The organism is Pelagibius sp. 7325 (genome assembly GCF_037652055.1).
Classification (GTDB): Bacteria; Pseudomonadota; Alphaproteobacteria; order Kiloniellales; family Kiloniellaceae; genus Pelagibius.
Window position 1 is genome coordinate 494,856 of the sequence record NZ_JBBKAH010000002.1, and the last position, 18,882, is coordinate 513,737.

17 protein-coding genes and 1 pseudogene are annotated in these 18,882 nt (G+C 68.1%); 2 read left to right on the forward strand and 16 right to left on the reverse strand.

Features of this window, described 5'->3' with window-relative positions; genetic code table 11:
* Positions 1-46: 46 nt before the first annotated feature.
* The 10 genes and pseudogenes from WDC82_RS04355 to WDC82_RS04395 form a co-directional block, all read right to left on the reverse strand.
* Positions 47-448, reverse strand: coding sequence for a hypothetical protein (locus WDC82_RS04355; RefSeq protein WP_340116031.1), 402 nt, complete (start codon positions 446-448; stop codon positions 47-49).
* Positions 448-1,803 (reverse strand): 2-oxoglutarate dehydrogenase complex dihydrolipoyllysine-residue succinyltransferase, encoded by a 1,356-nt coding sequence (gene odhB / locus WDC82_RS04360; RefSeq protein ID WP_367576126.1) that lies wholly within the window; start codon positions 1,801-1,803, stop codon positions 448-450. Before odhB ends, WDC82_RS04355 begins: the two co-directional genes overlap by 1 nt.
* 204 nt (positions 1,804-2,007) lie before the next feature.
* A pseudogene (locus WDC82_RS25185) lies at positions 2,008-2,223 on the reverse strand (biotin/lipoyl-containing protein); the annotation flags it as partial.
* Between the two features lie 97 nt (positions 2,224-2,320).
* Positions 2,321-5,245 (reverse strand): 2-oxoglutarate dehydrogenase E1 component, encoded by a 2,925-nt coding sequence (locus tag WDC82_RS04365; protein ID WP_340116033.1) that lies wholly within the window; start codon positions 5,243-5,245, stop codon positions 2,321-2,323.
* A gap of 61 nt (positions 5,246-5,306) precedes the next feature.
* Positions 5,307-6,182, reverse strand: a complete 876-nt coding sequence (gene sucD / locus WDC82_RS04370) for a succinate--CoA ligase subunit alpha (RefSeq protein ID WP_340116034.1) — start codon at positions 6,180-6,182, stop codon at positions 5,307-5,309.
* The gene (gene sucC, locus WDC82_RS04375; RefSeq protein WP_340116035.1) at positions 6,182-7,378 is read right to left on the reverse strand and encodes an ADP-forming succinate--CoA ligase subunit beta; all 1,197 of its coding nucleotides are present in this window, start codon (positions 7,376-7,378) and stop codon (positions 6,182-6,184) included. Before sucC ends, sucD begins: the two co-directional genes overlap by 1 nt.
* Before the next feature lie 343 nt (positions 7,379-7,721).
* Entirely contained in the window at positions 7,722-8,738 is a 1,017-nt protein-coding gene (gene mdh / locus WDC82_RS04380; RefSeq protein WP_340116036.1) for a malate dehydrogenase, read from the reverse strand.
* A gap of 197 nt (positions 8,739-8,935) precedes the next feature.
* On the reverse strand, positions 8,936-10,084 hold the full coding sequence (gene zapE / locus WDC82_RS04385) for a cell division protein ZapE (RefSeq protein ID WP_340116037.1): 1,149 nt from the start codon (positions 10,082-10,084) through the stop codon (positions 8,936-8,938).
* A 57-nt stretch (positions 10,085-10,141) separates the two neighbouring features.
* Positions 10,142-10,888, reverse strand: coding sequence for an SDR family oxidoreductase (locus WDC82_RS04390; RefSeq protein WP_340116038.1), 747 nt, complete (start codon positions 10,886-10,888; stop codon positions 10,142-10,144).
* Between the two features lie 15 nt (positions 10,889-10,903).
* Positions 10,904-11,815 carry a DMT family transporter gene (locus WDC82_RS04395; protein WP_340116039.1) on the reverse strand — a complete coding sequence of 304 codons (912 nt, stop codon included), beginning with the start codon at positions 11,813-11,815 and terminating at the stop codon, positions 10,904-10,906.
* A gap of 218 nt (positions 11,816-12,033) precedes the next feature.
* On the opposite strand from WDC82_RS04395, the gene WDC82_RS04400 reads away from it, so the two are divergent.
* Positions 12,034-12,735 carry a glutathione S-transferase N-terminal domain-containing protein gene (locus WDC82_RS04400; protein ID WP_340116040.1) on the forward strand — a complete coding sequence of 234 codons (702 nt, stop codon included), beginning with the start codon at positions 12,034-12,036 and terminating at the stop codon, positions 12,733-12,735.
* 29 nt (positions 12,736-12,764) lie between these two features.
* On the opposite strand, the gene WDC82_RS04405 is transcribed toward WDC82_RS04400, so the two are convergent.
* From WDC82_RS04405 to WDC82_RS04415, 3 genes are all read right to left on the reverse strand, one after another.
* Positions 12,765-13,145: a hypothetical protein gene (locus tag WDC82_RS04405; protein WP_340116041.1), complete on the reverse strand. Its 381-nt coding sequence runs from the start codon at positions 13,143-13,145 to the stop codon at positions 12,765-12,767.
* Positions 13,146-13,325: 180 nt separating this feature from the next.
* Positions 13,326-14,702, reverse strand: a complete 1,377-nt coding sequence (locus WDC82_RS04410; protein WP_340116042.1) for an SAF domain-containing protein — start codon at positions 14,700-14,702, stop codon at positions 13,326-13,328.
* A 9-nt stretch (positions 14,703-14,711) separates the two neighbouring features.
* On the reverse strand, positions 14,712-15,521 hold the full coding sequence (locus tag WDC82_RS04415) for a phytanoyl-CoA dioxygenase family protein (protein ID WP_340116043.1): 810 nt from the start codon (positions 15,519-15,521) through the stop codon (positions 14,712-14,714).
* A 181-nt stretch (positions 15,522-15,702) separates the two neighbouring features.
* Between WDC82_RS04415 and WDC82_RS04420 the strand changes: the two genes are divergently transcribed.
* A complete protein-coding gene (locus WDC82_RS04420; protein ID WP_340116044.1) occupies positions 15,703-15,909 on the forward strand; it encodes a DUF6494 family protein in 207 nt (68 codons plus the stop codon).
* A gap of 5 nt (positions 15,910-15,914) precedes the next feature.
* Here the strand turns inward: WDC82_RS04420 and WDC82_RS04425 are convergent, their stop codons facing one another.
* The 3 genes from WDC82_RS04425 to WDC82_RS04435 all read right to left on the reverse strand — a co-directional run bounded on the left by WDC82_RS04425 (position 15,915) and on the right by WDC82_RS04435 (position 18,873).
* Entirely contained in the window at positions 15,915-16,385 is a 471-nt protein-coding gene (locus WDC82_RS04425) for a DUF2269 domain-containing protein (protein ID WP_340116045.1), read from the reverse strand.
* Positions 16,385-17,683 (reverse strand): SDR family oxidoreductase, encoded by a 1,299-nt coding sequence (locus WDC82_RS04430; RefSeq protein ID WP_340116046.1) that lies wholly within the window; start codon positions 17,681-17,683, stop codon positions 16,385-16,387. Before WDC82_RS04430 ends, WDC82_RS04425 begins: the two co-directional genes overlap by 1 nt.
* 71 nt (positions 17,684-17,754) lie before the next feature.
* The gene (locus tag WDC82_RS04435) at positions 17,755-18,873 is read right to left on the reverse strand and encodes a glycerophosphodiester phosphodiesterase (RefSeq protein ID WP_340116047.1); all 1,119 of its coding nucleotides are present in this window, start codon (positions 18,871-18,873) and stop codon (positions 17,755-17,757) included.
* Between the last annotated feature and the right edge of the window lie 9 nt (positions 18,874-18,882).

An 18,882-nucleotide genomic window follows, 5' to 3' on the forward strand; every position in this document is an offset into this window, starting at 1 on the left:
GGGAAGCGCTGACCGGAAAGCGTTGAAGCGGATCGGCCGCGAGATGCTAGACCGGCGTCTCGTCGTCATCGGGCAGCAGGCCGTCGAGACTCTCCCCTGCCGCCGGCTCCCTGCCAGCCGGCAGGGTGAGATTGAAACCGGCGCCATAGCGCGGGTCGAGTGGCGCCAGGGTGGCGACGAGGCCGCGCCGCTTCAGGTCCAGCAGGTGGCGCCCGAGGCGTCCGAACAGGGTCTCGCCGCTGTCGGGAGTCGCCGGGTCGATGCGCACCAGCACCGAGCGGCCGACGTCGCGAAAGCGCTGGCGCTCGACCATGCGGTCGACCGAGGCGGCGGCATGGTCGAAGTCGAGGCCGCTGAGGTCGAGCTCGTAGTCGGCCTGACCGTGGCGGTCCAGCAGGCGCGTGAGGCGCCTGCCTTCCGAACCGCCGAGACCCTCTTCCTCGCTCATTACATGCCAATCAGCAGGCGCTGCGGATCCTCGATGGCTTCCTTCACGCGCACCAGGAAGGTGACGGCCTCACGGCCATCGATGATGCGGTGGTCGTAGGACAGCGCCAGGTACATCATCGGCCGGATCTCGACCTGCCCATTGATGGCGACGGGCCGTTCCTGGATCTTGTGCAGGCCGAGGATCGCCGACTGCGGCATGTTGAGGATCGGCGTCGACATCATCGAGCCAAACACGCCGCCGTTGGTGATGGTGAAGGTGCCGCCCTGCATCTCGTCCATGGAGATCTTGCCGTCGCGGCCCTTCTTGGCCAGATCACCCAGCGCCTTCTCGATCTCGGCGAAGGATTTCTTGTCGCAGTCGCGCATCACCGGGACCATCAGGCCATTCGGCGTCGAGACCGCCATGCCGATGTCGTAGTAGTGGGCGTAAACGATCTCGTCGCCGTCGATGCGCGCGTTGACTGCCGGCACCTCCTGCAGCGCGCCGACCACCGCCTTGGTGAAGAACGACGAGAAGCCGAGCTTCACGCCGTGCTTCTTTTCGAAGGCGTCCTTGTACTGGCTACGCAGGGCCATCACCGCGCTCATGTCGCACTCGTTGAACGTGGTGAGCATGGCCGCGGTGTTCTGCGCTTCCTTCAGGCGGCGCGCGATGGTCTGGCGCAGCTTGGTCAGGCGCACGCGCTCTTCGCGCTTGCCGCCCGAGGAGGCGCTTGAGGGTGCCCCCGCAGGCGAGGCGGACGCGGCCGGTGCCGCCGGCTTGGCCGGGGCGGCCAGCGGCTTGGTCTTGCCTTCCACGAAGTTCAGCACGTCTTCCTTGGTGAGGCGGCCGTCTTTGCCGCTCGCCGGGATGACCGCCGGGTCGAGCTGCTTCTCCTCGATCAGCTTGCGCACCGCCGGGCCGAGATCGCCCACGGCCGCGCTTTCCAGGAAGGCCATGAGGTCGGCCTTGGTGATCTTGCCGCCGGTGCGCGGGGCGGCGGCGGGGTCCAGTTTCTTGGCGCCATCCCCCGCAGGTGCAGCCGCGGCGGCGGCAGCCGCCTTCGGCGCCTCGGCCCCGGCAGACTCCTGCTTGGGGGCTTCTGCCTTGGGAGTTTCCGCCTGGGCCGCGGGCGCGCTGCCCGAGGCGCCGGCCGAGAACACGCCGAGCAGCGCGCCGACCTCGACGGTGGCACCTTCCTCGGCGGCGATGGAGGTAAGCGTGCCGGCGGCGGGGGCGTTGACTTCCAGCGTGACCTTGTCGGTTTCCAGCTCGACCACCGGCTCGTCGGCGCCGACGGCCTCACCCGGCTGCTTCAGCCACTTGGCGACCGTGGCCTCGCTGACCGATTCGCCCAGCGTCGGCACGGTGATCTCGACGCTGGCGCCGTTGCCGCCGGATCCGTTGCCGCCCGAGCCGCTGCCGCCAGCGGCGGCCGCTTTCGGAGCTTCGGCGGGAGTCTCCGTTTTGGCGGCTTCGGCCTTGGGGGCTTCGGCCTTGGGGGCTTCCTGCTTCGCCGCCTTGGGCGCTTCCTTGGGGGCCGGCGCGGCGCCTTCGCCTTCGCCGATGCGGCCCAGGATGGCACCGACCTCGACGTTCTCGCCCTCGGCGGCGACGACCTCCGACAGCACGCCGGCGACCGAGGCATTGACCTCCAGCGTGACCTTGTCGGTTTCCAGCTCGACCACCGGCTCGTCGACGGCGACGGCGTCGCCGGGCTGCTTCAGCCATTGGGCGACCGTCGCCTCGCTGACCGACTCGCCCAGGGTGGGCACCACAATATCTGTTGCCATTACTCTCTCACTCTTGCGGGCGCTCCCATCAAAAGGGCGCTCCTTCCAACGTCACTCGCCAACCTCACTTGGCCGAACTTGAGGAACCGGCGCGGCGTTACTCCGCGGCCTGCCCCTTGCTTGTGGTCCGCTGCCGCGCTTCGGTCTGCACCTTGCGCGATTCGATGCGGCCCATGCGCTTCTTGCCCAGGGTGAGGGCGTCGTCGAGCAGGGCGGCCTGCTCTTCGACGTGGCGCTTGTGCGAGCCGGTGGCCGGCGAGGCGGACGACGGCCGGCCGGCGTAGCGCGGCCGCGGCTTGTCGAAGCCGATGCTCTCGGCGACCTCCTCGATGAAGGTCGACACAAAGGCCCAGGGCCCCATGTTGCGGGGTTCTTCCTGGCACCACACCAGATCGCAATGTTTGTAGGCTTCCAGCTCGTGCGACAGGGCGTCCACCGGGAAAGGATAGAGCTGCTCCAGGCGCAGGAAGTGGATGTCCTTGATGCCGCGCTTCTCGCGCTCCTCCAGCAGGTCGTAGTAGACCTTGCCGGAACACAGCACCACCTGCTTGGCGTCCTTGGGCTCGCTCGGCACGTTGTCGCAGTAGAGCACACGGTGGAAGCAGCTGCCCGGGCCAAAGGACTCCAGGTCCGAGACGCAGGCCTTGTGGCGCAGCAGCGACTTCGGCGTGAAGACGATCAGCGGCTTGCGGAACTCGCGGTGCAGCTGGCGCCGCAGCACGTGGAAGAAGTTCGCCGGCGTCGTGCAGTTGACGACCTGCAGGTTGTCCTCGGCACAGAGCTGCAGGTAGCGCTCGATGCGCGCCGAGGAGTGCTCGGGTCCCTGCCCTTCGTAGCCGTGCGGCAGCAGCATGACCACGCCGGAGAGGCGCAGCCACTTGGATTCGCCCGAGGCGATGAATTGGTCGATCATGACCTGGGCGCCGTTGGCGAAGTCGCCGAACTGCGCCTCCCAGACAACCAGCGCGCGCGGCTCGGCCAGCGAGTAGCCGTATTCGAATCCCAGCACCGCCAGCTCGCTGAGCGGCGAGTCGACGATTTCCAGGCGGGCCTGGTCGTCGCGGATGTGGGCCAGCGGCTTGTAGGTCTCCTCGGTCTGCTGGTCGATCAGCGCGGCGTGGCGGTGCGAGAAGGTGCCGCGGTTGCTGTCCTGGCCGGACAGGCGCACCGGATGGCCTTCGACCAGCAGGGTACCGAAGGCCAGGGCCTCCGCCATCGCCCAGTCGATATCCTTGCCGGTCTCCATCATCTTGCGCTTGGCGTCCAGCTGGCGCGCGATCTTGCGGTTCAGATCGAAGTCCCCCGGCACCTTGGTCAGCGCCATGCCGACTTCCTTCAGGGTCTCCATCGCCACCGCCGTCTTGCCGCGGCGCGGGTCGTAGCCGCGCGCGACGGCGAGGCCCGACCAGGCACCTTCCAGCCAGTCGGCCTTGTTGGGCTTGTAGGCCTTGGCGGTCTGGAAGTCCTCTTCCAGGCGGTCGTTCCATTCCTGCAGCAGACTCTCGACCTCGCCCTGGGTGCAGGTGTTCTCCGCGACCAGCTTTTCGGCGTAGATCTGGCGCACCGTCGGGTGCTTGCCGATCGCCTTGTACATCAGCGGCTGGGTGAAGGCCGGCTCGTCGCCCTCGTTGTGGCCGAAGCGGCGATAGCAGAACATGTCGACCACGACGTCCTTGTGGAACGTCTGGCGGAACTCGGTGGCGATGCGCGCCACATGGGTCACCGCCTCGGGGTCGTCGCCGTTCACGTGGAAGATCGGCGCCTGGATGATCTTGGCGACGTCCGAGCAATAGGGGCCGGAGCGCGAGTTGATCGGGTTGGTTGTGAAGCCGATCTGGTTGTTCACGATGAAATGAATGGTGCCGCCGATGCGGTAGCCCTTCAGCTCCGAGAGGTCGAGGGTCTCCGGCACCAGGCCCTGGCCCGCGAAGGCCGCATCGCCGTGCATCAGCAGGGCCATGACCTCGCTGCGGTCCTTGTACTTGCCCTGCTCCTGCTTGGCGCGCACCTTGCCGACCACAACTGGATTCACCGCTTCCAGGTGCGAGGGATTGGCGGTCAGCGACAGGTGGATGCTGTTGCCGTCGAACTCGCGGTCCGACGAGGTGCCGAGGTGGTACTTCACGTCGCCGGACCCGCCGACGTCCTCCGGATGGGCGGCGCCGCCCTCGAACTCCGAGAAGATCGCCGCGAAGGGCTTGCTCATGAAGTTGGCCAGCACGTTCAGGCGGCCGCGGTGCGGCATGCCGATGACGACCTCTTTCAGACCCAGCTGGCCGCCGCGCTTGAGGATCTGCTCCAGCGCCGGGATCATCGCCTCACCGCCGTCCAGGCCGAAGCGCTTGGTGCCGGTGTACTTCTTGTTGAGGAACTGCTCGAAGGTCTCCGCCGCGGTCAGGCGCTCCAGGATGGCGCGCTTGCCGTTCACGGTGAAGTCCGGCTGGTTGCGGATCGATTCGATGCGCTCCTGGATCCAGGCCTTCTGGGCCGGATCCTGGATGTGCATGAACTCGACGCCGATCGAGCCGCAGTAGGTGGCGCGCACGACCTCGACGATCTTGCGCAGCGACGCCGTCTCCAGGCCCAGCACGTTGTCGATGAAGATCGGCCGGTCCATGTCGGCGTCGGTGAAGCCGTAGCTGCGCGGATCGAGCTCCGGGTGCGGCTCCACCGGCTTCAGGCCGAGAGGATCTAGGTTGGCTTCCAGGTGGCCGCGCACGCGGTAGGCGCGGATCAGCATGAGCGCGCGGATGGAATCGAGGGTCGCGGCCCTGACCGAGGCATCGTTCACGTCGGCCCGCCCGGCGGCGCCCGCCGCATAGGCCGCCGCCGGAGCGACCGCCGCAACGGCAGCGGCGGCGCCAGGGGCGCCGCCGTTCAGTTTCTCGATCACGGATCTGGCTTCGTCATCCAGGTCGGCGAAGAAGCCTCTCCACTGCTCGTCCAAAGACCCAGGATCCTGGGTGAACTTGTGGTAGAGACCCGCAAGCATCGACGCTTGGGATTCCGAATAGATCGTCATGGTCTTTCCCGGCCCGGGCCGGGCAACCCCGACCCCAGGCCGCCTTCCGCGTTTAGCGCCGCTAGCCACCCATGGCTTGCAGCATGGTCGAACCCAGACTGGCCGGCGAATCCGCCATCAGGAAGCCGGCCGATTTCAACGCCTCGATCTTGTCGCCGGCACCGCCCTTGCCGCCGGCGATGATCGCCCCGGCATGGCCCATGCGGCGGCCCGGAGGCGCCGTGACGCCGGCGATGAAACCACAGATAGGTTTCTTAACCTTTGACGCCCGGTAGAACTCAGCCGCTTCCTCCTCGGCGGTCCCGCCGATTTCCCCAATCATGATAATACCTTCGGTCTTGGGATCGGCAAGGAAGGCCTCGAGGCAGTCGATGAAATTGGTGCCGTTCACCGGGTCGCCCCCGATGCCGATGCAAGTCGTCTGACCCAGGCCGGCTGCCGTGGTCTGGGCCACGGCCTCATAGGTAAGTGTGCCCGAACGCGAGACAACCCCGATCTTGCCGGCCGAGTGGATGTGACCCGGCATGATGCCGATCTTGCACTCGTCCGGGGTGATGATGCCCGGGCAGTTCGGCCCGATGAGGCGGGACTTGGAGCCGCCCAGCGCGCGCTTCACCTTCACCATGTCCAGCACCGGAATGCCCTCGGTGATGCAGACGATCAGGCCCACCTCGGCGTCGATGGCCTCCAGGATGGCGTCGGCCGCAAAGGGGGGCGGCACGTAGATGACGCTGGCGTTGGCGCCGGTCTTGGCGACCGCGTCCGCCACCGTGTCGAAGACCGGCAGGTCCAGATGGGTGGTGCCACCCTTGCCCGGCGTCACGCCGCCGACCATCTTGGTGCCGTAGGCGATCGCCTGCTCGGAGTGGAAGGTGCCCTGCGCGCCGGTGAAGCCCTGGCAGATGACCTTGGTGTTCTTATTGACCAGCACAGACATCAGGCAGCCTCCCGCACGGCCTTGACCACCTTCTCGGCGGCGTCGGCCAGGTTGTCGGCAGAGATGATCGGCAGGCCGGATTCGGCCAGGATCTTCTTGCCCAATTCCACGTTCGTTCCTTCCAGACGCACCACCAGGGGCACGTGCAGCTTCACCTCGCGGGCGGCGGCCACGACACCCTCGGCGATCACGTCGCATCGCATGATGCCGCCGAAGATGTTGACCAGGATGCCTTCCACGTTGGGATCGGAAAGGATGATCTTGAACGCTGCGGTCACGCGCTCCTTGGTCGCGCCGCCGCCAACGTCGAGGAAGTTGGCCGGCTCGCTGCCGTAGAGCTTGATGATGTCCATGGTCGCCATGGCGAGGCCGGCGCCGTTGACCATGCAGCCGACCTGGCCGTCGAGCTTGATGTAGTTCAACTCGTGCTTGGCGGCCTCGAGTTCCATGGCGTCTTCTTCGTCTTCATCGCGCATCTCGGCCACGTCCTTGTGACGGAAGAGGGCGTTGTCGTCGAAGTTCATCTTGGCGTCGAGCGCGATGACCTCGCCGCCGCCGGTGACCACCAGCGGGTTGATCTCCACGATCGAAGCGTCGAGCGACAGGAAGGCATTGTACATGGCGGTCATGAACTTCACCGCCGCGCCGACCTGCTTGCCTTCCAGGCCCAGGCCGAAGGCGATCTTGCGGCCGTGGAAGGGCATGAAGCCGACGGCCGGGTCGATGGCCAGCTTCAGGATCTTCTCGGGGTGCTCGGCGGCGACCTCCTCGATCTCCATGCCGCCCTCGGTCGAGGCCATCAGGGTGACCCGGCTGGTCGCCCGGTCGATCAGCATGCCGAGGTAGAGCTCGCGCGCGATGTCGCAGCCTTCCTCGATGTAGAGGCGCTTGACCTCCTTGCCCGCCGGGCCGGTCTGCTTGGTCACCAGCACGTGTCCGAGCATCTGGCCGGCGTTGGCCTTGACCTCGTCGACCGACTTCACGACGCGCACGCCGCCCTTGCCGTCGGGGTCGTCCTGGAAGCGCCCGGCGCCGCGGCCGCCCGCATGGATTTGCGATTTCACGACCCAGACGGGCCCGCCCAGATCGCGCGCCGCGCTCTCGGCCTCCTCAGGCGTATAGGCAACCGCCCCCCGGGGCACTGCTACGCCAAACTTCGCCAGCAGGCTCTTGGCCTGATACTCATGGATGTTCATTGACCGTCGCTTCAGTTTGGTTGGAGAAGATCAGGCATACCGGACAGGGCATTCCCACCAATTATTTCCACGTAATTGTAATGCCGTGTATTTGCGCAAAGCCCGCACCGTCGCCTCGCAATCGCCGATGTCGCCGCCGGTCCCAGGGGATCGCCCCAGGGAACCGGCGAAAACCGCCGGGGATCGCTGCGCTCCAGCAGTGTCCGGGACCCGCGATACCTTAACACTCCATACCTTCAGCGCAACCTGGCGAAAGCTTGAAAATCGGCTGTTTTCGGTCCAAAAATCGGCCCAATTCTGGGCTTTATTTCAATCCAGTCCAGCCGTTCCGCCACTTTCCTGCTTACTTCTTCTTGGCTGCTTTCGAAGTGGTCTTTTTAGTTGACGACTTCTTGGCGTCCGCCTCGTTCTTCATCATGCCCTTGCAGGTCTCGACCAGCCCGGCGACGGCGCCAACCGACTTTGCGAGCATGGACTTCTCGCTCTTGGTCAGTTCCAGCTCGACGATGCGCTCGACGCCCTTGGCGCCCAGCACCGCCGGCACGCCGACATACATGTCCTTCACACCGTACTGGCCGGTCAGGTAAGCCGCGCAGGGCAGCACCCGCTTCTTGTCCTTCAGGTAGGACTCGGCCATGAGGATGGCCGAGGAGGCCGGCGCGTAGAAGGCCGAGCCGGTCTTCAGGAGGCCGACGATCTCGGCGCCGCCGTCGCGGGTGCGCTGGACGATCTGGTCCAGGCGGTCCTTCTTCAGCCAGCCCATCTTGATGAGATCCGGCAGCGGGATGCCGGCGACGGTGGAATAGCGCACCATCGGCACCATGGTGTCGCCGTGGCCGCCCAGAACGAAAGCGCTGACGTCTTCTACCGAGACGCTCATTTCATCGGCCAGGAAGTAACGGAAGCGCGCCGAGTCCAGCACGCCGGCCATGCCGACCACCTTGTGGGGCGGCAGGCCGCTGGCCTGCTGCAGCACCCAGACCATGGCGTCCAGCGGATTGGTGATGCAGATGACGAAGGCATTGGGGCAGTTCTTCTTGATGCCCTCGCCGACCGCGTTCATCACCTTGATGTTGATGGCCAGCAGGTCGTCGCGGCTCATGCCGGGCTTGCGGGCGACGCCGGCGGTGACGATGACCACGTCGGCGCCCTTGATCGCCTTGTAGTCGCTGGCGCCGGCGAACTTGGCGTCGTAGCCCTCGACCGGAGTCGACTGGGCGAGATCCAGCGCCTTGCCCTGGGGCACACCGTCGACGATGTCGAAGAGGACGACGTCGCCCAGTTCCTTCAAGCCGGCGAGCAGCGCCAGGGTGCCGCCGATGTTGCCGGCGCCGACCAGCGCGATCTTGTTGCGAGCCATTTCCGTTGATTCCCCAATCGGTGTGTGCGGTCACATTTGGACATGCCGGGGGGCCTCCCCGGGGCCTTCGGATGCCGCCGGGCGTCCGCGGACGCTGCACTGCGACAATGCCGCGTTTCCTAGCGCGATTCAGCAGCAGTAGCAAGGCGCCACGGCGGCGAAATCGTTCACAGGCCGGCTATACTTACAGCCTGCAGTCACGTCATGTGCGCCTTGGCGATGTAGTCGGCCGAGCGCATCTCCTGCAGGCGGCTGACCGTGCGCTGGAACTCAACGGCCCCGTCGCCAGAGGGATACAGCCGCTCGGGCGGCGCGGCGGCCGAAACCACCAGCTTCACCCGGTGCTCGTAGAGCGCGTCGATCAGGGTCATGAAGCGGCGCGCCTCGTTGCGCTTCTCGGCGGAGAGTGCCGGCACGCCGGAGAGAATCACCGTGTGGTAGAGCCCGGCGATGGCCAGGTAGTCGCCGGGGCCGAGCGGCTGTTCGCAGAGCGCGGCGAAGGAAAAGCGCGCGACCCCGCCGGCGGTCAGCGGCACCGGGATCTCGCGGCCCTTGTAGACCACGCTGTCGGGCCGCGGGGCGAGGCCCTCGGTCAGTTCGGCGAAGGCCTTGTCGAGCGCCGCCTCCGCGCGCGGTCCCAGGGGCGCGTGATAGACGGTGATGTCCTTGATGCGCTGCTGGCGGTAGTCGACGCCGCTGTCCAGTTCCAGGACGTCGAGGCGCTCCTTCACCAGTGCGATGAAGGGCAGGAACTGCTCGCGCTGCAGGCCGCCCTCATAGAGCCGGTCCGGCGGCCAGTTGGAGGTCGCGACCACCACCACGCCCGTCGCGAACAATGTCTCGAAGAGGCGGGCGAGGATCATCGCATCCGCGATGTTGACCACGTGGAACTCGTCGAAGCAGAGCAGCCAGGCCTCCTCGGCCAGTTCCCCGGCGATCACCGGCAGCGGATCGGCCTTGCCCTTGTTGGCAGGGTCCTGGCGCCAGGCGTGCAGGCGCTCCTGCACCTCCTGCATGAAGGCGTGGAAGTGGACGCGGCGCTTCCTGTCGACCGGCGCGGTCTTGAAGAAGAGGTCCATCAGCATCGACTTGCCGGTGCCGACGCTGCCAAAGAGGTAGAGGCCCTGCGGCGGCTCGGCCTTGCGGCGGCCGAGACCGAGGCGCGCCTTCCAGCCGCCGCTTCCCACCGGGCTGTAGCCGCGCAGCGCGTTGTGCAGCGACTGCAGCTTCTCCGCAGCCAGCAGCTGGCCGGCGTCGTGACGCAGGTTGCCCCCGCGCCGCAGCGCCCGGTAGGCCGCCAGCGGTCCTGCCGGCTCGCCTTCTTCTGTTTCCGTGTCCAGCCCCATGGCGCGGTTGTTTACGGCAAAGCAGCCCGGAGTGAAAGGGGCGCGGAAAGGGCCGCCTCAGCGGCCCCCGGCGACGCGCAGCACGGCGCCGGTGGTGTAGGAGGCCTTGTCGCTCAGCAGCCAGAGCACCGCCTCGGCGATCTCCTCCGGCTCGGCCGCGCGGCCGATCGGCATGGTCGGCGCCACCTTCTCCAGGCGGTCCGGCATGCCGGAGGCGGCGTGGATCTCCGTGCGCACGAAGCCCGGCGCCACCGCGTTCACGCGGATGCCCTCGCCGGCATTCTCCTTGGCAAGGCCGAGGGTCAGGCTGTCGACGGCACCTTTGGAGGCGGCGTACCAGACGTATTCGCCCGGACTGCCGATGCTCGCGGCACCCGAGGAGAGATTGACGATGGCGCCGCCCCGGCCGCCGTAGCGCCGCGCCATGCGGCGCACCGCGGCCTGGCAGCACCACATGAGGCCCAGCAGGTTGAGATCGAGCACGCCGCGCAGCGTCTCGGTGGAAGCCTCTTCCAGCCGGCTCACCTGGCCGCAGACGCCGGCATTGTTCACCAGTCCGCTGAGCGGTGGCAGTTCGGCGTCGATGGTCGCGAAAAGCCGTTCCACGTCCTCTTCGCAGCCGACGTCGGCCTGCACCGCCCGCGCGCGGCCGCCGGCATTCTCGATCTCGCCGACCACTGCCTCGGCGGCCGCCGCGCCGCTGCGGTAGTTCACGCAGACCGTGTAGCCGGCGGCGGCACCGAGACGCGCCACCGCCGCGCCGATGCCGCGGCTCGCGCCGGTGACCAGCAGGGTTCCCGTCATGAACTTTCCCCTTCCCTATTCCGCTGCCACCTGCGGCGCCGCCCGCGGGCGCAGCAGCACCAGCAGATTGCCGGCCAGCACCAGCCCCACCCCGGCCAGCGCCAGCGGCGACCAGTGATAGTCCTCAACCACGGTAGAGATCGCCAGGGCGACCAGCGGGAACAGCACCGTGACGTAGCCGGCGCGGTCGGCGCCGATGCGCCCCAGCAGGGTGAGATAGGCACCGAAAGCGAGCACCGAGCCGCAGAGCGCCAGGTAGAGCAGCGCAGTGCTGTAGCTGAGCGTAGCCTCGAAGACGAAAGGGGCACCGCTCAGGAAGGCCACGCCGTACATGGCGACGGCGCCGTAGGTCATGCCCCAGGCGTTGCAGGACAGCACCGGCAGGCCCCGCATCTGGGCACGCGCCGAGGCGATGTTGCCGAGCGAGAAGCACAGCGTGCCGGCGAGCGACAGCAGCAGACCGCGGGCACCGTCATCCGCCAGGTCGAAGCGCTCGATCTCTGGCCAGAACAGCGCGGCGATGCCGGCCAATCCCAGCGCCGCGGCGACCAGGGTGCGCGGCGCCGCGCGGCGGCCGAGGAAGATCCAGCCGTTGAGGATGTTCAGCACCACGGTCATGGAGAACACCACCGCCAGCAGGCCGGAGGTCATGAACGCGGCGGCGCGGTAGAAGAAGTAGAAGTTGAAGGAGAACATGCACAGGCCCATCACCGCCAGCAGCAGGTGGACGCGACCGTCGAAGGCGAGACGCTGGCGTGCGGCCAGCGCCCAGAGGAAGACGACGGCGGCGGCGAGGGTGAAGCGGTAGGCGACCGACAGCTCCGGCGCCACCACGCCGACCTGGTACTTCATGGCGATCCAGGTGGTACCCCAGAACAGCACCGTGGCGGCATAGAGGCCGAGATTGAAAAGAGGGGCGTTGCGCATGGCAGAGGGCGCGCCTTCGGCAAAGGTCCGGGAAGCTGATCAGAGATGGGGTCGGACGCGGCAGAAACCGCCGCGGGCGACGGCGAGCATAGCGCGGCCGCCGTGCGGGCGACAACAAACGCTTTGTCTTCCGACAATTTCCCCTTCTGGGCGCCTTGGCAGACGCCGCCGCCTCGGCCACCATGGCGCCGCGATCATATGCCTTGGGGAATCCGCTCATGGCCCTGGTTCTCTACGAACGGCTCTGTGCCGACGACCGCCGTCCCAGCCCCTACTGCTGGCGCGCGCGCATGGCCCTTGCCCACAAGGGTCTTGCCCCGGAGATCCGCGCGATCAGGTTCACCGAGGGCGACAAGGTCGCCTTCAGCGGCCAGGCCAAGGTCCCGGTGCTGGTGGATGGCGATAAGGTGATTCACGACAGCTGGGGCATTGCCTGCCATCTGGAGGACGCCTATCCCGAGGCGCCCAGCCTCTTTGGCGGGCCCGGCGGGCGGGCGGTGACGCGGGTCTTCAACCACTGCATCGACCAGGGCCTGCAGAAGGCATTGGGCCCGATTCTCATTCCCTATCTGCTGGCGGTCGCCTGTCCGGAGGACCGCGCCTACTACCGCCAGACCCGCGAGGCACGCTTCGGCCTCACCGTGGAACAGTTGGCCGCGCGCCGGCCGGTCTACATGGAGGCGCTGCAGCCGCAGTTGGAGCCGCTGCGTCAGCGGCTGGCGGAGACCTCGTTCCTGTGCGGGGAAAAACCCGGCTATGCCGACTACCTCGCCTTCGGCGAGTTCCAGTGGGCGCGCTCGGTCTGCGATCGCGACATTCTCGCTGCCGAGGACAGCGCCCTGCGCGCCTGGCGCAGCGTCATGCTTGATCTCTTCGCCGGCCTCGCGCGTTCCGTCGTCGCCTTCGACACCGCTGCGTGAGGCGCGTTCCTGGCGGGCGGGTGGGATTTCTAGACGTTGGGTTCCTGGGCGATCTGGACCGGGGCGTTGTGCCAGCCGTCGCCGGAGCTGACCAGGCAGGTCGGTCCGTTGGGGACGGTGATGATGATGGTCCAGGTCCCTTCCGGGCTGGCCAGCACTTCCAGAAGGCTGCCGGTCGCGGTGACGCCGATGCTCACCGGTTCCTCATCATACTTGGACGACAGGCGGTCGAGCACCGCCTCGCGGGCGCCGCACTGGGACGCGGCCTGCGCGTTAGCCGGCTGGGCACCGATTGCTGCAGCGGCCAGCAGGGCCGCCGCGCTCGCCAGGGTCACCAGGAACTCAACCCCCCGGTGGCGATCGCTTTGACGCGTCGAGGGCTTTTCCGAGGACAGGTCGATGGTACGCATGGCTTGCGGCTCCTTGTCTTCGCCCCCAGGGTGAAGGTGGATGGACGATAGGCCAACACCGGGGCTGTTCGGATGGTTCCGGACAGGGACCAGTGTCCCTTGTTCGCCACAGAGCCGCGGTGGGTTTTGCCACAAGATGCGGGAAAAGAAGAGAAAAGCGGAACGCGGCCGCCGGCGTCCCTATTCCGCCGCCTGCTCGACCACGGCGGCGAAGCGCCGCTCCATCTCGCGCCGCGCCGTCACGGTGTCGTTGGCGGCGTCCGCCTCCCCTTCGCCCCAATCCACGTCGTCCCAGGCCAGGCTCTGACCCTTGGCGACCGCGCGGGTGAGCTTCACGCCCTGGGCGAGGCCGAGCGGCAGGGCACCGGCCGCCAGGGAGTCCGCCGCCGAGGAGAGCTTGCCCCACACCGTGTAGCCGCCCTCGCCGTCCAGCGTCTCGCCCGCCTTGAGGTCGCGCTTGGCGGTCGCCACCACGTCGCCGCGCCAGCCGCGCGCGGTCCCGGTCGGCTGGCCGTTGAGCGCCGCGTGGGCCACCGAGATGCCGAGCTCCAGGCCGATCAGATGGTAGGGCTTGTACATCGCCGCATAGCGGCCGCTCGCGTCGGTGGCGAGGCCGTACTCCTTGAAGCAGCGCTTGGCGTAGTCGCTCGGCGCCTCGAAGACGACATAGACGCCCCAGCGCAGGTCGCGTTCGACCGGGCTGCCGTCGCGCTGCAGGCTGGAGATCACCTCGACCTGGCCCTTGCGTTCCAGCACGCCGCCGTCCGCCTTGGGCTTCAGCACCTCGGCGAGGTCATCGCAGCCGACCGGCGGAAAGGCCAGCCCGCCCGCTGCCGGCGCCAGGTCGCAGGCATTGGCGACCGCGGCCATTTCGATCGCCGACTTGGTGCCGTCCATGAAGGAGTTGAACATCTGCGCATTCATGCCGCCGGCCGCCGCTTCCTCGGCGGAGATGCCGTAGTGGTTCCACACATCGTCGGGCGTGAGGTCATGATAGCTCGGCAGATACTTGGTGCCCTTGCCGGCGGCGACCACCGGGAAGCCGCAGGCGCGCGCCCAGTCGACCATCTCGGCAATCAGCGCCGGCTGGTCGCCGTAGGCGAGGCTGTAGACCGTGCCCGCCTCCGCCGCTTCCGCCGCCAGCAGGGGGCCGGCCAGCGCGTCGGCCTCGACGTTCACCATCACCATGTGCTTGCCGCTGCGGCGCGCCGCGCGCGCGTGGCGGATGCCGGCGGGCGGATGGCCGGTGGCGTCGATCACCACCTCGATCTCCGGCGCCGCGAAGATCGCCGCACTGTCGTCGGTCACCCAGGTCGCGCCGGACTTCAGCGCCTGGCCGAGATCGCGCGCGGCAAACTGCTCCGCCGCCCAGCCCGTCGTCTTCAGCGATTCGCGCGCCTTGGCGACATTCAGGTCGGCGACGATGGCCACGTGGAAGCCGGGCGTGAGGCGCGCCTGGGCCAGGAACATGGAGCCGAACTTGCCGGCGCCGATGAGGGCGATGCGGATCGGGCGATGCGCCGCGGCGCGCTGCTGCAACAGGTGATGAAGGTTCATGGACGTTTCCTACTCCGCTGCCTGGCCCGCGGACTTTTGGCCGGCCGCCAGTTCGCTGAGGCAGTCGTCGGCCAGCGGCTCGATCGGCGTGAAATCGCGATGCGCCACCCATTCCGGCCGCTTGAAGCGGCGGATATGGTTGTCGACGTGGCACAGGCTCAGATAGACGATGGTGCGGCCCCAGGGACTGATGTTGGGCGGGCTGGCATGCACGAGGGTGCCGTGGAACATCAGCATCGAGCCGGCCGGGCCGGTCGGTGCGACGATGCCGCCTTCTTCGGCGAGACGCTTCACCGTCGCGCGGTCCAGCGTCCACAGCGGATAGGAGGTCGTCTCCAGGTCATGGCCGGCGTCCTGCACGCCCTGCTTGTGGCTGCGCGGGATGAACATCAGCGGCCCGTTCACCGCCGTCACCTCGTCGAGGAAGACCGAGATGTTCATGGCGCGCGGCTCCGGCATCTCGTCGTCGCGCGCCCAGGTGCCGTAATCCTGATGCCACTGCCAGACCTCGCCGTCGAAGGCCGCCTTGGCGTTCACCTTGTACTGGTGCATGTAGATCGGGCCGTCCAGCAGCTGCATCACCGGCTCAATGAGGCGCGGATGCCGGCCGAGGCGGCGGAAGGGTTCGCTGTAGGTATGCGCGGCGAAGGCGGTGCGCGGCGCGCCGGAGCTTTCACGCCAGACCTCCTCGCGGTCCAGCGCGTAGACGCGCTCGGCCTCCTCGCGCAGCAGGCGGGTTTCCTCGGGCGAGAATACGCTGGGCAGGAAGAGGTAACCTTCGCGGTCGAATTCTTCGAGCTGTTCGGGCGTGAGTCTCATCGGGCGGCGCTCCTTCCTCTGTTCGGGACCTCTTGCGGGCCCTCGCGATCGCCCCAGCATTCCGCAGGCGCCTTGCTTTGGCAAGTAGGGCGCCGAAATCACACAGAAAAATGGAAGCCCTTTCCAACCGCCGCGCGCGCCGCTATCTAGAGGTCCAACCCCCGATATGAGGAGACGACGGATGGACGAAGAAATCTTCAACATGGAACTGCGCAAGTTCCTGAAGAAGGTCGGCGTGACCTCCCAGCGCGAGATCGAAACCGCGGTGCGCGACGCCCTCGACAGCGGCAAGCTGAAGGGCTCCGAGACTCTGAAGGTGAAGGCGGTGCTGACCATCGAGGGCCTCGGCCTCAGCCACGACATCGACGGCGACATCAAGCTGGGCTGAATCTCTCAATAGCCGGGCTTCGTCACCATCAGCACGATGATCCCGCCAACGCTGAGGAAACCGAGCCAGCCGAGCTGCGTCCAGAGCTGGAAGCGGTGACGGAAATCCTCCGGCAGCGCCGTGCCGGCGCGTGCCGCCAGCGCGGCGAGGCGCGCCATGTCCTTCTGCAGCACCACCACGACCAGCCAGGCGGCCCCCGCCAGGGCGTAGAGGATGTAGCTCAGCACCAGCCAGGGCGCGGTGAAGTCGTACCCGGCGAGATGCACGAGCCACAAGCCGGTCACCGGCTGGATGACCGCCGTCGGCGACGTGATCAGCCAATCGGCCTGCACCACCTGCCGCGCGACACGGGCGATGGCCGGAACCTCGCCGCTGCGGCAGGCGAGATACATTTGGAAAGCGGTGCCGAGACCGGTGCCGAACAGCAGCAGCGCGCTGGCGATGTGCAGCAGGCGGGCCAGCAGGTAGGTGTCCATCAACGCTCTTCCGACAGCACCATCTGCACCAGCACGAGCACCAGAATGGGCAGGTTCTTCAACAGCGGGCCGAAGGGGTCGGCCCACAGCGACGGTTCGATCACGGTCAGGAACACACTGTAAGCGGCAATGACGCCGAGCTGCAGCAGACCGAGCGCGCGCGGGCACCAGTTTAGCGCCAGGAGCCCGGCGATGACGAGGTCGAGCAGCGAGCCCGCGGCGCCGACGGCCCAGGCAAGCCCGGCGGGGAGGCCGGCGGCGGCCAAGTGCGGCACCGCGAAGCTGTCGAGCGTCGCCAGCCCCAGCAGGCCCGATACCAGCCACAGCAGCACGAGCACGCCGCGCACCAGAGGGCGCAGCAGGTAGAACCGCGCGTGCCATAGGTCCTGCGGCTGAGCGGGCCTCAGTTGCAGGCGCCTGGCCAGGCGCATCGGCTGGAAACCGATGGTGGCGATGAAACCGGACTCGTGGCCGGCGTTGCCGTACTCGATCTGCTTCAGCGCCGTGGTGGTGAGCGGCCCGCGCCCGAAGAGGTCGCCGATCCGGCAGGCGAAGCGGACCAGCCCCATCGGCAGGTGCAGCGGCCGGGCCGGCGGGCGGCCGAGCCAGGCGCGGTACTGGGCGATGATCGACTTCACCGTCTCCAGCGCCGGGCCGACCGGCTCCAGCACGCGGCGGACGAGGTCCGGGCGCTCCAGGCAGCGCACCACGGTTTCCGCCAGGTCCTCCACGTGCAGTGGGCGAAAGGGCTGGCCACCCTTGCCGACCAGCGGCGTCACGTAGGGAAAAACCGCCAGTGCGCGCAGCATGGCGGTGCCGCCGTAGGCGCCCTCGCCGTAGATCAACGAGGGACGCAGCACGGTCCAGTCGAGGTCGAGCCCCTTCAGGTGGTCGTCGGCCAGCTTCTTGGTGCGCGCGTACTCGGTGCCGGCGGCATCGTCGGCGCTGATGGCGGAAATCTGGATGACGCGCTTCACCCCCGCCTCGCGGCAGGCATCGAACAGCGCCGCCGGCGCGCGGTAGTGGATCGCCGCCATGTCCTGGCCGTGCCCGCCCTGCAAGACGCCGGCGCAGTTGATCACCGCGTCGATGCCATCCAGGCGCGGCAGCCAGGCCGCCGCGGTGACGTCCTGGTTCATGTCCGCGCGGATCGCCTCGGCATCGGGAAAGCGCGCGGCCATGGCCGCCGGCTGGCGCACCGCCGCGACCACGTCATGACCGGCGGCCAGCAGCGCGGCGGTGAGATGGGCGCCGATGAATCCGTTGGCGCCGGTCAGCAAGACGCGCTTCGGGCCCACGTTGTCCCCCCTCTCCCCAGCAACTCAACAACTTAAGCTCGATTGCGCGGCCAGCTTACTCGCCGGCCGATTCAATCGCCAGGGAAAGGGGGTGGTAGTGGCAGGCCCTTTTCGGCCAGAACGCGGCGGGCACGGTCGGGGTAGTCGGTGATGATGCCATCGACGCCGAGGTCGACGAGCGAGGCCATGTCGGCGGGATCGTTCACCGTCCAGGGCACCACGCGCAGACCCAGATGCTGCGCTTCTGCGAGGTCCGCCTCGGTGAGGTCGCGGTAGTAGGGCGACCAGACGGCGCCGCCGGCGCGGTGGATGGCCTGCGGCAGGGACAGCTGCGCCCAGTCGATGGCCAGGCCGCCGATCCAGGGCGACGGCTGCGGATCGCCGCGCCCGAGATTGTCGAGCCAGTCCTGCTCCGCCGTCAGGTAGACCGTGGCGATCTCCGGCGCCAGGCGCTGCACGATCTGGAGGCTGCGCCAGTCGAACGACTGCACCGCCGCGCGGTCAGCGACACCGGCTTCAGTGATAACGGCGACCAGCGCCGTGGCGAAGGCCTGCGGATCGGCCGAGTCCTCGGGTGAGTCCGGCGCGATCTTGGTCTCGATGTTGTAGCGGATGGCGCCGCCGGACAGCGCCTCGGCGCGCGCCAGCACCGCCGCCAGGCTCGGGATGGCGACACCGTCCAGTCCCGGCTGGTCCGGAAAGCTCTGGGCCACCCGGCTGCCGGGCCGGGCGCGGCCGATGTCGTAGCCGGCGAGATCTGCCTCGGTGAGGTCGAGCACGGCCGGCGGCGCGTCCTCCGCGAGCCACGCCCCTGCGGCGTCGCGGGTGCGCTGCGGCGCCAGGCGGCGGTCATGATGCACCACCACGACGCCGTCGGCGGTCAGCACGGTGTCGAGTTCCAGGGTGGTGACGCCGAGCGCCAGCGCCTTCTCGAAGGCCGGCAGCGAGTTCTCCGGCATCAGGCCGCGGGCGCCGCGGTGACCCTGCAGGTCGAAGTCGGGCAGATCGAATGCTGCCGTGTTCTCCGTCGCCGCCTGCTGCGCCGCGGGCGGTTCTGCCGGCCAGAACGCCGTCCAGACCGCCGCCGCGGCCAGCAGCAGGGTGAAGCCGAGCCAGAAGCGCGTGCCGCCGGAGAGGCGGGGTTTCGCACCGATCGGGTTCTGGGCTCTTTCTTCCGGCGCCTGCTTCACGTCGCTTCC

Coding starts and splice junctions, on each gene's coding strand:
- WDC82_RS04355 (WP_340116031.1), bottom strand. CDS start 448: ATGAGCGAGGAAGAGGGTCTCGGCGGTTCGGAAGGCAGGCGCCTCACG.
- mdh (WP_340116036.1), bottom strand. CDS start 8,738: ATGGCTCGCAACAAGATCGCGCTGGTCGGCGCCGGCAACATCGGCGGC.
- WDC82_RS04365 (WP_340116033.1), bottom strand. CDS start 5,245: ATGACGATCTATTCGGAATCCCAAGCGTCGATGCTTGCGGGTCTCTAC.
- WDC82_RS04420 (WP_340116044.1), top strand. CDS start 15,703: ATGGACGAAGAAATCTTCAACATGGAACTGCGCAAGTTCCTGAAGAAG.
- WDC82_RS04390 (WP_340116038.1), bottom strand. CDS start 10,888: ATGACGGGAACCCTGCTGGTCACCGGCGCGAGCCGCGGCATCGGCGCG.
- WDC82_RS04395 (WP_340116039.1), bottom strand. CDS start 11,815: ATGCGCAACGCCCCTCTTTTCAATCTCGGCCTCTATGCCGCCACGGTG.
- WDC82_RS04415 (WP_340116043.1), bottom strand. CDS start 15,521: ATGAGACTCACGCCCGAACAGCTCGAAGAATTCGACCGCGAAGGTTAC.
- WDC82_RS04410 (WP_340116042.1), bottom strand. CDS start 14,702: ATGAACCTTCATCACCTGTTGCAGCAGCGCGCCGCGGCGCATCGCCCG.
- WDC82_RS04400 (WP_340116040.1), top strand. CDS start 12,034: ATGGCCCTGGTTCTCTACGAACGGCTCTGTGCCGACGACCGCCGTCCC.
- sucD (WP_340116034.1), bottom strand. CDS start 6,182: ATGTCTGTGCTGGTCAATAAGAACACCAAGGTCATCTGCCAGGGCTTC.
- zapE (WP_340116037.1), bottom strand. CDS start 10,084: ATGGGGCTGGACACGGAAACAGAAGAAGGCGAGCCGGCAGGACCGCTG.
- WDC82_RS04425 (WP_340116045.1), bottom strand. CDS start 16,385: ATGGACACCTACCTGCTGGCCCGCCTGCTGCACATCGCCAGCGCGCTG.
- sucC (WP_340116035.1), bottom strand. CDS start 7,378: ATGAACATCCATGAGTATCAGGCCAAGAGCCTGCTGGCGAAGTTTGGC.
- WDC82_RS04405 (WP_340116041.1), bottom strand. CDS start 13,145: ATGCGTACCATCGACCTGTCCTCGGAAAAGCCCTCGACGCGTCAAAGC.